The sequence below is a fragment of the Methylacidiphilum kamchatkense Kam1 genome (genome assembly GCF_007475525.1).
Lineage (GTDB): Bacteria > Verrucomicrobiota > Verrucomicrobiia > Methylacidiphilales > Methylacidiphilaceae > Methylacidiphilum > Methylacidiphilum kamchatkense.
In genome coordinates this window covers 1,519,735-1,534,748 of record NZ_CP037899.1, presented here as the reverse complement: position 1 = coordinate 1,534,748, position 15,014 = coordinate 1,519,735, and the positions used below count along the sequence as shown (strand labels likewise).

Genomic DNA, 15,014 nt, shown 5'->3' with positions numbered 1-15,014 from the left:
TGTTCTTTCTGTTTTACTCTTTATGAAGGGCAAAGAACCTCTAAAGCAGTCTTTTTTTCTTTTTTCTTTTTATGCCCTTTGTCTTAGTTTTTTTTCTTCAGGCCTTCTTGCCTTAAGTAGCGAGCAACAAGTAGCAGAGCAACGGTTAAATATACTCTACCGGAGTGGCCTTTTTGAAGAAGCTTCTAGAATGGCAAGGGCTCTTTTGCAAAAGAATCCTTCCTGTTTTTCTTGCTGGATGATTATAGGTGAGACTGCTCTTTGCAGGGGGAATCTTGAGCTGGCAAGAGAGGCTTTTCATAGAGCCTTAAAAATTCAGCCTGGAGAGAGACGGCCAAAGGCTCTTTTAAAAGAAATATACATACGGCAGGATCGTTATTCCCTTGCCGCTCCACTCGCTTATGAACTGGGTGAATTAGGACTAGGTGATCTTTTAAAAAGCTTTAAAGACCAAAAGCCTTTTGCGGTAGACTCAACCAGAGAACAAGCAGTTGTTCGGTTCAAAGACTTTGTTCCTTATCCAATTATTGAAACTGAATTATCGGGAGGGATTAAAGCCCGATTTATGATCGATACGGGATCAACCTACGTTATTTTGAGTCCGCGCCTTGCCAATAAGGCTCAAATAGTACTGTTCAGAAAAGAAAAAGAAACGAGTACGATGGGAAGCTATTGGATTCAGTTTGGTAAAATCCATTCTATGAACATTGGAGGGGCAACTATCAGGAACATTCCGGCCGTGGTCCATTCTTTGTTAGCCATCCCTAGGACAGGATTGGAAATTGATGGGATCCTTGGAGAAAATTTTTTGTCTCATTTTCTTCCAACATTCGATCTTCGCGGCAGATGGAAAAGTGTTCCTAAATTCTTTTTCTTAAGATTTTCGAAGGACGATCCTCTATCCAGCTTCAAAAGCTTGAATTTAAGTGACGGAAAAATAAGAGTCATTCCCTTTCTCATAGGACCAGCACAGACGCTTGTGGTACAAGGGAAAATCAACAATAGTGTGCCACTTTTATTCCTATTAGATACAGGAACTCCTGGATATTTTATGTGTTCTCCACTAGTGGCTAAGCTCTCAAAGGTTTGGCTACAGCAAAATTTTTTTTCGGATCAAAGCGGACCTTTCATTCATCATGAGAGTGGTCAATCGATTGACATGCACTGGGGGTTGGGCACGAGCCAAAGCCCATTGGAACTTGGACTTGCTAATCAGCTTGAAATCATGGGTGAAAGAATCCGAGGGATCTTGCAAGGGGGTGTTGGATCCTTGCCAATGGACATGAGCTGGAATTTAGGATTTTGGACAGGGGGGATGATCGGTTTTGGCTTTTTTTATGATAAAGTCTCGACGATCGACTACAAGAACCAAAAAATCTATTTTTTTATACCCGAACAAAAGGCTTCTCAACACAAATAAAATCCTTTGCCATTTAAGAGCCATCTAAAAAATAGAGGGAGGGATCTCCTAAAGCAGCCGTATTAATGGTAGAGACTCTTTCATAAACGAAGCGCAAAAGATAATTTGGTCCTCCGGCTTTTGGCCCTGTTCCTGAAAGACCTTCTCCACCGAAAGGTTGGGATTCAACGGTTGCTCCTATCATGGAGCGATTGACATAAAAATTACCAACAGGAGCTTCAGAAGATAGCCTTTCTATTTCACTATCCAGCCTTGTTTGAAGTCCCATAGTCAGACCGTAACCTTTTTGGTAAAGCTTTGAAAGGAGCCTACGAAGTTCGTCTTTAGAAAATGATATAACGGGAAGGATAGGACCAAATATCTCCCGATCGATAAGATCTATCGAAGGAATTTCGAATAGCTGAGGAGCAAAGTAATAACCATAGGCTGAGGCGGTTTTCCCAATAGGTGCTTGAGTCAATAGATGCCCATGCGTTCGAAAAAGATGAGAAAATTGATTGAGTGTCTCCAGCTGAGAGGGACTGATAATTGGTCCAACATCAGTTTCTGAATAACGCGGATCGCCAACAAACATGTCTTCCAAAGCATCTGATAGCATCGAGAGCAACTGTTTGGAAATCTCTTTTTGGACAAGCAGCACTCTTAATGAGGAACACCTTTGGCCAGCATGATTGAAGGCTGAATGGATAATGTCTTTGACTGCTCTTTCTATTGCCGCCGTAGCATCTACCACCATGCCATTGATCCCACCTGTTTCTGCGATCAGAGGGACAATGGGGCCTTCTTTTTGACTTAGGCATCGAGCGATAATTTTGGCTGTTTCAAAAGAACCCGTAAAGGCAACACCCCGCACGGAGGGATGTAGGATGAGCTTTTGTCCAATCTGTCCATCCCCAGCGACGACAGAAAGAGCTTCTTTAGGAATGCCTGCTTTGTAGGCAAGCTCTGTGGCTAACAAGGCGATAAGAGGGGTTTCTTCAGCTGGTTTAGCCACAACCACATTGCCAGTTAATAAAGCGGCTACCAGCTGGCCTAAAAAAATAGAAAGCGGGAAATTCCAAGGACTGATACATACCCACAGGCTCCTTCCATGATAGTGTAGTTTGTTTTCTTCTCCCATTGGGCCAGGAAGCAGGATGGGCTTAGAAAAAAGCCTAAGCGCTTCTTTGGAGTAGTAATGACAAAAATCTATTGCTTCTCTTATTTCAGCAAGGGCGTTTGGAATCGTTTTCCCTGCCTCCGCGCACAAAAGATAGAGAAAATCATGCCTGTATTCCCAAATTTCCTTGGCAAGCCTTTGGACCATTTCTACCCTTTGTTCGACCGGTAGTCGGTCCCATTCCAAGGCAAAAGAGGCAGTATTAGAAAGAACCTTTTCCATTTCAGCATCTGAAGGTAGCGGGACTTCCCCAACTACTTCTTTGCTATTGGCAGGGGATAAGACCCGTAATCGGCTAGTGGTAGCGTTCTTAGAAAAGACCTGGAGAGGTGAGAAAAAAGGTGGTTTCCTCCTTCCAAATTCCTCCCAAACCTCCGGATTGGATAGATCGCAACCAGGAGCATTTTCTCTATCTCTATAAAGGAAAGGCGGTAAAGGAATTTTCGTATTTTCTAAATGCTCTCTTTTTTGTAGTTTCTGCAGCGGATTCCAGTACAATTTGTCAAAATCAAAAGGCGCCACGAAGGCATCCAATCCTGCTCCGTTTTCTATGAGTCTTCTTGCCAAATAGCCAAACAGTTCTTTGCCTGTTCCAATTGGAATATACACTCTGGTGGAAAATCCTTGCGTTTTCAGATAGTTTTCTACAGCTTCTCCTAAACCATAAAGTCTTTGAAATTCAATCCTGTTTTCTTTTCGGGAACTATAAAACTCAAGGACAGCTGCAATTGTTGCAGGATTGTGCGTAGCAATGCGAGTGGATAATAGTTCTCTATGTTCGTACAGCTTGCTTACACAAGCCATATAGGAAAGTTCGGTTAGCTCTTTTAAGGTATAAACGGGATATTGAGCAAGACCTAATGATTGGGAGCGGATGATCTCATGATCCCAGTAGGCCCCTTTGACGAGGCGAATGGAGAGTTTTCTTTTTTTCTCTTTGCACAGTTCTCCCAAATAGTCGATTAGAGATTCACTATTTTTTAAATAGGACTGAACAACAAATCCTAATCTATTATAGCCCTCAAGATCCCGATCTGATAAAAGGCTTTCAAGGAGTTCCAGTGAAAATTCAAAGCGAAAATATTGTTCGGCATCGATACAGAGACTGATGTCTTTTTCATAGGCACTCAAACAGAGAGATTTTAGTTTAGAGTATATTCTCTCAAAAGAAATGCGGCCGTAAGGAAGCTCGTATTTCGAATCTAATGCGGACAATTTCACGGAGATTTCTGGATCTGACCGTGGGAAGGAAGCTTTGATCATCCCTAGTAACTCAATTACTTTATGACAGTTTTCCCAGTGCCTTGTGCCATCTCTACTGCCTAATGCATCTTCTCCGAGAAGATCCAAAGATATAGGTATTCCTTTGGCTACTAGACCAAGGAGCTTTTTCTGGCTGCTTTCAATATCTGGAGCAAAAACGAATATGTTAACCAATACCTTTGTTACGATGCGCAGAAAAGTTTTGAGGACTGCATCAGTTAGGAAGGAGGGTAGGGGAAGAGAGGGGCAGTGAGTAAGCAAAAATTTTAACTTGCTCAATAGATAAGAAGTCCATTGGTTGCTGTCTGTATTATGCCAATTTCCTCTTCGAATTGCTTCTTTAAACAGAAGAAGAGCTGTTTCATCGTTAGGCATTCTGGGTAAGGCCTCAGCTAGCCTAAGAAGCAGGAGACCTTCGGTTCTATTCAATGGATAGGCTTTTGTCAAGGCTTCGGCTAGAGATCTTTTCTGGTGCAGACCTATAGACTTGAGCATCGAGTTGAGCCTATTGTTTATTTCTGGAACAGAAAGATCGAGCTTTTGAAAAGAGGAGATCAATTCTGTTGCTCTCTTGGCTTCAGGCAAGGCAGCCAACTGTCTCATTTTTTTTCGGCTAGCTCTTGAGACATAAGCGGAAGTATAAAACTGAAAATAGGCGTTCATGAGGAAAGGGGATTAGAAAAAATTTTTCTATTTTGAGAGGATTGCCAAAGGAAAGTTTATGGCGTGTCTACAAAATCTTTCCAGGCGACCAGGAGCGCCGCGATGATCGTTGGCCCTGCAAAAAGACCCAGCAAGCCAAAAGTACTAAGCCCTCCAAGCGTTCCTAGCAGGACCCAATAAAAAGGAAGGTTTACTGCTCCACCAATTAAAACGGGTCTTATAAAATGATCGGCTATAAACAGAACGCTAAAACCGAAAATGACTATCCCAATGGCTTGAATGATCATTCCTTGGGCGATAAGAAAAAGCGCCGCGGTGCAAAAGACTGGTGGAGCCGCAAAAGGAATCATCGCCAGAATCCCCGTAATTCCTCCAAGGGTAACGGGATCTGGTAAGCCCACAATGGCATAGGCGATTCCTAAAAGAATGCCTTCGCCTAAGCTCACTAAAATCAAGCCATTGACAGTTCCTCGAATGACCGAAACAAGGTGTAAAGCGTACCTTTCTCCAGCAGTGCCCAGAAGCTTGCGGATAAGACATAGTGATTTTTTCCCAAGTATTCTGCCATCCCGGTAGAGAAAGAACAGAGTAAGCAGAGTGAAAGCTAGGACTTCCATCCTATGGATAACTTGAAACCCAATAGTTTTACCCCATCGGAATAAAAACGCTGAATCGATATGAGCCAAAGTCTTCGAGGCAGCTTCCGGCGTTGCCAGATTGCTATTCCAGCGTATGGTTAACCAATTGCCAATAAAAGGAATATGTTGTAACCACTCGGGAGCAGGAGCCCCTTCTCTTTGTGCATGTGCGATAAATTGACCGAGGACCATGGCTTCCTGTCCTGCTTTAAACACCCCATAGATTAAGGGACCAAAAAGTAAAGCGCCAACTAATAGGGTAAAAAGTAAGGAGCTAACCCAACTAGGGGTTTTGCGCGGCAGTTTGAGTCTTGCCCAACTATAGAAAGGCCAGGTGGCAATAGCGATAAGGAATGCCCAAGCCATAGCGACAAGAAAGCCGTGAAGAATCCAAAAACCCAATAAGACAAAGAGGACCGAAGCGATGATCCTAGCGGTTTTTTGGTAGGTAGTTGGTGTCATGGATGTCATTGTATTGCTAGGAAGCAAAGATTGTCCAAGATTACACAATGGTATGTTGAGGAGGTCTTTTCCACTTTTTTTGGATGCTCAAAGATGTAATTTTCCACATAAAGCAAAGGAAAATCAGCCAAAAATAAATCAAAAATCCTTTTTTCTAAAATACTTTTTCTCTGATCAATCGTAAACCGTAAGCTTTACGGGCTTCTATTGGTGATAAAAATGTTCCCTTCTGTAAGATTTCCTAAATATTTTTTTTATTCAAAAAGGAAGCAAAATTAATGATTATTAGTAGAGTCCCTTTGCTATTTTTCTTTTTTTTACCTAGCGGAGCTTATCTCTTCTTTTTGGTCAAAGGCTGGTTGATCCTCGAAGCCAGAAAGTATCGGAATACCATAGAAGGTATGACCTGTAGTTTGTAAAATTTTTACTGGTAGCAGTTCTCCTCTCCATCGCTCGTTTTTAGGTATAATGACAAGATGATTGGTCCTTGTCCGTCCCTGAAATCTTTCAGCTTTCTTTTTGCTTTCTCCTTCAACTAAAATTTCTACCGTCTGCCCCACAAGTCTTTGCGATTTTTTTAAGGTGATGGCGTTTTGGATCTCTAACAATCGGTAATTGCGCTCAAATTTTACGTCTTCGCTCAGCTGCTCGTTCAGATTGGCTGCAGTGGTTCCTTCCCGAGGAGAATATCGAAAAATAAAAGCGTTGTCAAATTGTACTTCTTCAAGTAATGAGCAAGTCTGAAGAAAATCTTCTTCCTTTTCTCCAGGATACCCCACAATCACATCCGTAGAAAGAGCTATGTCAGGAATCTCTTTCCTTAACTTTTCGATAAGCTGTAGAAACTTTGAACGGGTATATCCTCGGCGCATAGCTTTTAATATTCTGTCGCTCCCTGATTGTACAGGAATATGCACATGCTCACACAGTTGAGGAATTTCTTTAAGAGCTTGGATAAGATCTTCTTTAAAACCAATGGGATGTGGAGAGGTAAACCGCAGTCGTTCTAAAGTTTTTAGGGTACTTAATTGTTCGAGAAGTTGTACAAAAGGAGATTTTCCGTTTTTCCAAGAAAATTCTTTGGCTCCGTAGCGATTAACAATTTGGCCAAGCAAAACAATTTCTTTTACCCCGTTTGCTGTAAGGTTTTGTGCTTCTTCGAAGATTTCGGAAATTGGTCTAGAGCGCTCTTCACCGCGGGTTGAAGGGACAATGCAAAAGGCACAATGCATGCTGCAGCCTTGCATGATAGAAACATAGGCTACCGCTTGTCTTTTCTTTGCTAAATGCTTGGTGATCGCATTTTGAGAGTTTGCTTCTTCAGAAAGATCTACATAGCATTGCTGCCTTCTTGGATTTCTATAAATTTGATCAGCAATTTCTGCAACTTTATGGAATTTTTGTGTGCCCAGGATAAGATCAATAAAAGGATATTTTTTGGCTATTTCTTCCCCACGGTTTTGTGCCATACAGCCAATAATTCCTAATACAACCGAAGGATTTTTATCTTTAAGCCCCTTCAGAGAAAGCATCTTATCGATGGCTTTATCTTCAGCCATAGCTCTTACAGAACAGGTATTAATGAGAATGATGTCCGAAAGCTTTTCAGAGGGAGCAATTGTATAGCCCTTCTCAATAAAATCCTGGAGGACCTGCTCCGAATCCCTGACATTCATCTGACATCCAAACGTTTTAAGAAAAACCAATGGCATAATCTTTTCTGTTTTTGTTCGAAAAAATCATTTTGTTTTAAAATAACAAAATAACCTATTTTATAAGAACCATATCAAGACTGTATAGAAGGACATATAAAAAAAGAAGCTTTCCTTTATCTTTCTTTATTTTTATTGACCGTAAAAATACAATTACTCAAGGAACTTCCTAAATCTTATTGGAGCCTTCAAAACAGAGCCATGAAGATTGAAGCAAGAGATTATCGTAGCGGACTGCCCCTGTCAATCAGTATCGAGAAGGGTGTATACAAAAAAATCGACAGGATACCAAACAGTCCCGATTCTTTTTGGCTTCCCTGGATAGCCCCAGGACTTGTTGATCTTCAAATCAACGGTTTTGGAGGTGTTGATTTAAACAGCGAAGGACTTTCTAGCGAGCGGTTTGAAATACTTTGTCGGAAACTTTTTGAAAATGGCTGTACCCATTTTTTAGCTACCATTATTACTCGTCCTAGGAATAGCTACCAAAAACATCTTCAAGAACTTCACCAGCTCGTTCGCGCTTTGCCGCTCAACTGTATTGGCTTTCATTTAGAGGGACCTTTCCTTTCCTCTACGGAAGGCTGTCGAGGAGTCCATCGAATAGAATGGATGATGAAGCCTGATCTATCCTGGTTAGACGAAGTTATGAAGGCCTCTGGGGGAAAGGTCAAGTTAATCACGATTGCCCCTGAAATAGATAGGGAGCTTTCGTTACAATTTATAAAAAACGCGGTTGCTTTGGGATCGGAAGTAGCTATTGGGCATTCAGAAGCTTCATGGGAAATTATAGAATCCGCTATCATTGCAGGAGCTAAGCTTTGGACGCATTTAGGCAATGCCCTTTCTCCTGTTGTTCCTAAATTTCAGAATGTGCTGCTCAATGTTATTGCCTCGGATCTTCCCTATGCTTCTTTGATTCCTGATGGTAAACATGTGCCTATGGTAGCCTTTCGGGCATTAGCCAAAGCTTTGGGTTCAAGAGTCATCCTCGTTTCTGATGCGATGGCTGGAGCGGCTGCTTCTCCTGGAATTTATCACCTAGGGCATATAGAAGTAGTAGTTGATCCTCAAGGTAAAGCCATTGAGAAGCAAAGTGGTCGACTCGGGGGCTCTACCTTACGACCTTTTGATGGAGTCTTTCTTGCTCATAAAATGACAGGAATACCCTGGTGGGAGTGGTGGGATGCCTATTCGGTCCGTCCTGCCGAAATCCTGGGCATACCTCATGGTTTAACAGAGGGCAATGAAGCCAGTTTTTGTCTGTTGGATCTTTCTCCTCGGCCGATCTTGAGAGAGCTTTACCACAAAGGAAAAAAAGTATATCCTTCTAGCCAATAATAGACATGAAAACATCTAATGAGGGGTTAAGTACTGAAAATGGTGATGTACTTGAAGAACTGAAATCCTTTGGGCTGTCCATTGACGAATACCAAAGGCTTGTCCAGCTACTGGGTAGAGCCCCTACGCGGGCTGAAATGGCCCTGATCGGTGTCATGTGGAGTGAACACTGTTGTTATAAAAGTTCGAAGAGTGAACTAAAAAGTTACCCACAACAGGCAAAAGGGTCTTAGTTAAAGCGGGAGAAGAAAATGCAGGCGTAGTCGATCTGGGTAACGGATGGGCTGTTGTATTTAAAATTGAATCTCATAATCATCCCAGTGCCGTAGAGCCCTTTCAGGGAGCAGCAACAGGAGTTGGAGGCATATTCAGGGACATTTTTACGATGGGGGCTAGACCAGTCTGCTTTATGAATTCTTTGAGATTTGGAGAGATTCGAGCTGAAAAAAGTACTCAAGCCGCTCACAATGCTTTTCTGCTTCGGCATGTCGTAGGAGGCATTGCACATTACGGGAATTGTGTGGGAGTGCCTACTGTGGGCGGGGAACTAGCCTTTGATAGCAGTTATGAGGGCAATCCATTAGTCAACGTCTTTTGTCTTGGAGTGGTCAGGGTAGATCAGATCCAGCGGGGTAAGGCCGAGGGGATTGGGAATCCGGTTTTTATAGCTGGATCAAAGACAGGAAGAGATGGACTTAAAGGGGCAGCTTTTGCGTCGCGGAAACTGGAAGAACATAAAACCGAAGATCGATATTCTGTTCAGATTGCCGATCCTTTTATGGGAAGGATCTTAATGTCGGCTTGTCTTGAGCTGTTTGAGGAACCAGGAGTAGTAGTTGGGATACAGGACATGGGAGCGGCAGGATTGATCTGTTCGACTTCTGAAACGGCCGCGAGAGCAAAGAGGGGCATGGAAATAAATTTGGATGATGTTCCCGTACGGGAAGCAGATATGCTAGCTGAAGAAATCTTGCTTTCTGAGTCACAAGAACGAATGCTTCTAATCATCCATAAAGACAAAGTAGACCGAGCTAAAGCGGTCTTCGCTAAATGGGGGGTGCCTTTTACTCAAATTGGACAAGTAATTAAAGAAGAAAAACTTTGTTTTTATCATCGGGGCAAAAAAGCCATCGAGATTTCTCCAGAATTGATCGTCCATCAAGCTCCAGTTTATGAATTGCCTGCCACAGAGCCATTGATAACAAATACGTCTGTTCTGCCTTTAGAGAAAATACCGCAACCTCTAGATTACAAAGCTTTCCTGTTGGCATTTGCTGCCCTTCCTCAAAATTCCTCTCGAGAATGGATTTATAGGCAGTTTGATTATCTTGTAGGATTGCATGCCATTGAAGGCCCAGGCGCAGATGCTGCTGTATTGAGAGTGTTTTTAGGAAATGAGCCGGTCCGCTTAGCAGCTACTTTAGATGGGAATGGACGCTATTGTGGTATAGATCCCTATAATGGAGCAAAAATAGCCGTGGCTGAAGCAATAAGAAATTTGTCAGTGGTAGGAGCTTTTCCTCTAGGGATAACCGATAATCTAAATTTTGCTGATCCTAATGATTCTTTTGTTTATTGGCAGTTTAAAGAGACGATTAGAGGCATTGCTGATGCGTGTCGGTTCTTTGATATCCCTGTGACAGGCGGCAACGTAAGCTTTTATAATTATTCTAAACTTGGAGCCATTCTCCCCACCCCGGTCATTGGAGCCGTAGGGTTGATTGAAACCGATATGCCTATCCCCAAACTATCCTTTCAACACCCCGGAGAGACGATTGTTCTTCTGGGTGGTTGGGGCGAAGGTCTCCAAGGCTCCTTATATCTTCAAGAACGATTGGGAATAACTGGAAATCAACTTCCATGGTTCCAGTTAGAAGCAGAAAAGAAACACAACGAAGTTTTACTTCTTTTGATTTCAGAAGGATTGGTTTCGTCTGCCCATGATCTATCAGAAGGGGGACTGGCTTTGGCCTTAATCGAAAGTGTGGTAAGTGGAAGAAAAAAACTGGGCTGTTCGATTGTTTTCCCCACGAATCGTAGGCTTGATGAGCTACTGTTTAACGAAGCCGGAGCTAGAACAATAGTTTCGGTCCCCAAAAACAAACTGTCTGCAGTTCTTTGGAATTGCCAACAGAAGGGACTAGAAGCAGTCATTATAGGAGAAGTCCTTGAGGATTATGTCCTGAAGTTACAGCAGGGAGAAGAAAGCATCGAACTAAAGGGAACAGAGATCGAAGAGTCTTGGAAAAATGGGCTTGAGGCCATCCTCTCAACAACCTGAGACGATAGTGTGAGTTTTGCGCTCCAATAGAAGGGCTCCATTAGCCGATGGATAACTAAAGTTTTAACTCTTTCCCTATACACCCAGTAACTGACCCCGACTGCAAAATTTTTCTTCTTTCCACCCAAACTGGAGGCACACGGCAACTTAGAAATGGATCAGAGTGAATCGAAGACAAGGAAAAGGAGAAAAGCGATAAAAAATAAGATAAAATTTTTCCTAGATGAATCCCTATTAACCATCCAATCAATTTCGTGAAGCAAGAAAGGAGAAGATTTTTTCAGCAAGTTTTTTCCCAATTCCTTTGACAGCTGCGATTTCTTCAATAGTAGCCTTTCTCAGTCTATCTACAGAGCCAAAAGATTGAATGAGTAGTTTTTTTCTGTTTTCACTTACCCCAGGACATTCATCGAGAATGCTTTCTTTCATTCTTTTTTTCAAAAGCAGTTGATGATAGGCATTAGCAACCCGATGAGCTTCGTCTCTGATTCTTTGGAGTAAGCGTAAAGCCCCGCTGCTTTTATCAAGGATAAGGGGCTCAGAGCATCCAACCCGGTAGATTTCTTCATTTTCTTTAGCAAGTCCAATCAAAGAAAGGTTGCTTAATCCAAGGGAATGTAACGCTTTCAGGGCGCTCGAAAGCTGACCTTTGCCTCCATCGACAATGATCAGATCGGCTAGTTTTCCTCCCTCCTCAAGGATCCTTTTATACCTTCTTCGAATGACTTCTTCCATGCAGGCAAAATCATCTTGTCCAACAACGGTCTTAATTCGGTATCGCCTGTAGGAAGAACGGTCGGCTTTTCCCTCTCGGAACAAAACCATCGAAGCCACTTTGTGCAGTGAAGAAATGTTAGATATGTCGAAGCATTCGATTATCACTGGAAGTTTAGGAAGTGAGAGGACAGTTTTTAGTTCCTCTAAATCTTCGAGTGGAGAAAGGGCTTTTGGAAGTTGTTTAGCAAAACGTCTGGTCGGCTTTGTGGTTTGTTCTAAGGCTTCCAATAAATCTCTTAGTTCTGCGGCTTTTTCAAACTCTTGGGCCCGAGCGGCTTCCTCCATTTTTTGGCGTATTTCCTGAATCATTTCTTTGGACCTGCCTTCAAGAAATTCACAGGCTTTTTGAACCCTTTGATAGTATTCAGCCTGACTTACTTTGCCTATGCAGGGTGCCGAACAATTTTTTATGATATGGTCCAGGCAGTGTTTGTAGTCTTTTTCGGTAGGAATCACAGCTGAACAGGAACGCAGGCCAAAGTTTTTTTTCATTAAGTTGAGGGTGGTTCTCAGTGCACCAGCACTAGCGAATGGACCAAAATATCTCGCATTGTCTTGTTTTTTTAACCGCGTAATTTGAAATCTTGGGAATGGAGTGTTTAAATCGACTTTGACCAACAAGAACCGTTTATCATCTCTAAAGCTTATGTTATACCGAGGTCTAAATTCTTTAATCAGTCTTCCTTCTAAGAGTACTGCTTCGGCTTCCGAATGAACGCAGTAAAATTCAAGATCGGCTACTGCCTCGACCAGTGCCTTTAATTTTCTATCCCCACTAAATTTTTTCGACGGATGGAAATACTGGCTAACCCTTTTGTGAAGATCCACGGCTTTGCCGACATAAATAATCCGGTTGAGCTTGTCTTTAAAAAGATATACCCCTGGTTTATGAGGAAGCATTCTGATTTTTTCTTGCACCGACATAGCCTATTGTTTACAACCTCCCGTAACATATTAAAAAGCGTTTTTGTTTTATTCCCATATAATGTAAGCCACTTTTAAAAAGAGAAAGGTCATTATTTTTTTTCCCTGTTAGCAGCGAATATGATTAGTTCTTTATAAAAGAATGGTTAAACTTACTTATCACAAATTTTATGCCTTAGATGAAAGCTTGTTATTGTAGATTGTCGTGCCTTTTTTTTCTCCTTATTTTTTATTTTTCTTCCACTGCTTTAGCGGCAACATCGAATGTGGCTAAAAGCAAGCATGTAGAGGCTAGTCTTTTATCTGAACTTGATGCTATTGCTCCGGGTAGTCATTTCTATGTGGCCGTTCGGCTGAAAATGGATGAGGGCTGGCATACTTATTGGTTGAATCCAGGAGATGCTGGTTCGGCTACTAAAATCGATTGGACTCTTCCTGCTGGATTGCATGCAGGGCCGATTCAATGGCCAAGTCCAACTGTTATCTCACTGCCTCCTCTTACTAGCTATGGATATGAAGGAGAATGCTGGCTGTTGATACCTATGGATCTGTCTCAAGAGCAGCAGGTGGGTTCTACCGTAACGCTGAAGGCTGATGTCCAATGGGTTGAATGCGCACAAAGTTGTCTTCCTGGAAGTGCAGCTCTTACATTGACCTTGCCAGTTGAAAATAGTCCAAGAGTTGATGAATCTTTGAAAGAAAGTTTTCAAAAGGCTAAATATGAAATCCCCCGTAGTCCTCCCTCTTCTATAGAAATAAGCTTTTTAGCCTCGGAAAAAAATCTTACCCTCTTTTTTCAAAATAAAACCGGCAAAGTCCTTAATTTCGAATCGGCTCATTTTTTCCCTTATCAGAATGGAATTATTCAATATTCTGCTCCACAGCAGATTCGATTACGAAAAGAAGGGATCTCGCTGGAAATTGCGCGTCCCAGTAACGCGGGGGCAGTTACGGAGCCTCTAAGTGGGGTATTCACAGCAAAACTTTCGGATTGGAAAGGTATTGAAAAGATTAATTGGGATATTCGAGCTAAAAAATTCATTTCCCCCAAAACGGAACCGCAAAAAAAAGAGGTTCCATTTTATTTCAACAAAAAATTTTTTTCTTATTTAGGCCTTGGTTTTATTGGTGGACTAATTCTCAATCTGATGCCCTGTGTGTTGCCGGTGATTTCATTGAAAGTCTTAAATTTGGTAGGTGCGGCTAAGGAAGAGGGCAGTTCTTCCATAATCCATGGGCTTTTGTTTGTATTGGGCGTGCTGAGTTCTTTTTGGATTGTGGTAGGGTTGTTAATTTTTTTAAGAGAAAAAGGATTAGAATTAGGGTGGGGTTTTCAACTGCAATCGCCACCGTTCGTTGCTTTTATGGCTCTTTTCTTTTTCCTTATTGCTTTGAACTTACTGGGAGTCTATGAGATTGGCCTCTCTTTGATATCTGCTCAGTCTTTAGTTGAAAAGGCAAAGGGATATTTAGGCTCATTCTTAAATGGGGTTTTAGCAACCTTAGTAGCCTCTCCTTGTACGGCTCCATTCATGGGATCGGCCATTGGTTTTGCCCTTGCACAACCACCGGTTGTCATTTTCCTGGTCTTTACTTCGCTTGGCTTGGGGATGGCTTTCCCTGTCTTTTTGTTGTCAGTATTTCCAAGCCTCTTGAGATTGCTGCCAAAACCTGGGCCATGGATGGTTGCTTTTAAACAGTTCCTTGCCTTTCCAATTCTTGGTGCGGTGATTTGGCTGATTTGGGTTTATGGAAAACTCCGAGGAATTGATGGAGCATTGGATATTCTAGTGGCGTTGCTTTTTATCGGCTTTGGCTCTTGGATTTATGGTAAATTTAGTACTCCCTTTCATCCGCTTGGAGTGCGAGTGGTATCATCCCTCCTTGCCTTGGCTATCCTTTCAAGTAGTTTTTATTATGCGGTGGTCGAAACGGAGCGGCTTTTTGCACTGAAAACGGCTAAAAAAGAGGAATGGATTCCCTTTTCGGAAGCTAAATTAGAAGAATATAGACAGCAGGGAATTCCTGTTTTTGTTGATTTTACCGCTTCTTGGTGCCTTACCTGTCAGGTGAATAAAAAGATAGCATTGCAAAACCCGGCGGTGAAAAAAAAGTTTGAAGAAGTCGGTGTTGTGAAAATGGAAGCGGATTGGACCAATCGGGATCCAAAAATTACTCAAGCGTTGGAAAGCTTGGGAAGAAGTGGAGTACCAACCTATGTATTTTATGGTGTCGATTCCTCCTCGCCTATCCTTTTGCCAGAAGTCATTACTCCAAACATGCTTTTGGATGTGTTAAACAAAATCGAAAAAGCCAAAAAACAGAAAGAAGCACAAACGAAGAGCGAGGAATTTTTTCAATAAGCTTATTCTAC

At 42.1% G+C, this 15,014-nt stretch carries 8 protein-coding genes and 1 pseudogene; 5 read left to right on the top strand and 4 right to left on the bottom strand.

The window, feature by feature from the left end; genetic code table 11:
• Positions 1-22: 22 nt before the first annotated feature.
• The gene (locus kam1_RS07130) at positions 23-1,420 is read left to right on the top strand and encodes an aspartyl protease family protein (protein WP_052250369.1); all 1,398 of its coding nucleotides are present in this window, start codon (positions 23-25) and stop codon (positions 1,418-1,420) included.
• Positions 1,421-1,433: 13 nt separating this feature from the next.
• Here kam1_RS07130 and putA read toward each other — a convergent pair whose 3' ends face one another.
• The 3 genes from putA to miaB all read right to left on the bottom strand — a co-directional run bounded on the left by putA (position 1,434) and on the right by miaB (position 7,317).
• A complete protein-coding gene (gene putA, locus kam1_RS07125; protein ID WP_039720570.1) occupies positions 1,434-4,505 on the bottom strand; it encodes a bifunctional proline dehydrogenase/L-glutamate gamma-semialdehyde dehydrogenase PutA in 3,072 nt (1,023 codons plus the stop codon).
• A gap of 56 nt (positions 4,506-4,561) precedes the next feature.
• Positions 4,562-5,605, bottom strand: coding sequence for an AI-2E family transporter (locus tag kam1_RS07120; RefSeq protein ID WP_235276641.1), 1,044 nt, complete (start codon positions 5,603-5,605; stop codon positions 4,562-4,564).
• Positions 5,606-5,922: 317 nt separating this feature from the next.
• Positions 5,923-7,317, bottom strand: coding sequence for a tRNA (N6-isopentenyl adenosine(37)-C2)-methylthiotransferase MiaB (miaB, locus tag kam1_RS07115; protein WP_039720571.1), 1,395 nt, complete (start codon positions 7,315-7,317; stop codon positions 5,923-5,925).
• Between the two features lie 201 nt (positions 7,318-7,518).
• Between miaB and kam1_RS07110 the strand changes: the two genes are divergently transcribed.
• The 3 genes and pseudogenes from kam1_RS07110 to purL all read left to right on the top strand — a co-directional run.
• Positions 7,519-8,658 (top strand): N-acetylglucosamine-6-phosphate deacetylase, encoded by a 1,140-nt coding sequence (locus kam1_RS07110; protein ID WP_143958340.1) that lies wholly within the window; start codon positions 7,519-7,521, stop codon positions 8,656-8,658.
• 5 nt (positions 8,659-8,663) lie between these two features.
• Complete coding sequence (locus tag kam1_RS10720) at positions 8,664-8,891, top strand: hypothetical protein (RefSeq protein ID WP_244946013.1); 228 nt, start codon at positions 8,664-8,666, stop codon at positions 8,889-8,891.
• A 26-nt stretch (positions 8,892-8,917) separates the two neighbouring features.
• Positions 8,918-10,939 (top strand): annotated as a pseudogene (gene purL, locus kam1_RS07105) (phosphoribosylformylglycinamidine synthase subunit PurL); the annotation flags it as partial.
• A 246-nt stretch (positions 10,940-11,185) separates the two neighbouring features.
• On the opposite strand, the gene kam1_RS07100 reads toward purL, so the two are convergent.
• On the bottom strand, positions 11,186-12,640 hold the full coding sequence (locus kam1_RS07100; RefSeq protein WP_039720574.1) for an excinuclease ABC subunit UvrC: 1,455 nt from the start codon (positions 12,638-12,640) through the stop codon (positions 11,186-11,188).
• A 266-nt stretch (positions 12,641-12,906) separates the two neighbouring features.
• Here kam1_RS07100 and kam1_RS07095 point away from each other — a divergent pair, with 266 nt between their 5' ends.
• On the top strand, positions 12,907-15,003 hold the full coding sequence (locus kam1_RS07095) for a protein-disulfide reductase DsbD family protein (protein ID WP_244946012.1): 2,097 nt from the start codon (positions 12,907-12,909) through the stop codon (positions 15,001-15,003).
• Positions 15,004-15,014: the final 11 nt, after the last annotated feature.

What these genes read in the sequence shown, in the direction of transcription:
- kam1_RS10720 (WP_244946013.1), top strand. Translation starts at nt 8,664, where the DNA reads ATGAAAACATCTAATGAGGGGTTAAGTACTGAAAATGGTGATGTACTT.
- kam1_RS07100 (WP_039720574.1), bottom strand. Translation starts at nt 12,640, where the DNA reads ATGTCGGTGCAAGAAAAAATCAGAATGCTTCCTCATAAACCAGGGGTA.
- miaB (WP_039720571.1), bottom strand. Translation starts at nt 7,317, where the DNA reads ATGCCATTGGTTTTTCTTAAAACGTTTGGATGTCAGATGAATGTCAGG.
- kam1_RS07120 (WP_235276641.1), bottom strand. Translation starts at nt 5,605, where the DNA reads ATGACACCAACTACCTACCAAAAAACCGCTAGGATCATCGCTTCGGTC.
- kam1_RS07130 (WP_052250369.1), top strand. Translation starts at nt 23, where the DNA reads ATGAAGGGCAAAGAACCTCTAAAGCAGTCTTTTTTTCTTTTTTCTTTT.
- putA (WP_039720570.1), bottom strand. Translation starts at nt 4,505, where the DNA reads ATGAACGCCTATTTTCAGTTTTATACTTCCGCTTATGTCTCAAGAGCT.
- kam1_RS07110 (WP_143958340.1), top strand. Translation starts at nt 7,519, where the DNA reads ATGAAGATTGAAGCAAGAGATTATCGTAGCGGACTGCCCCTGTCAATC.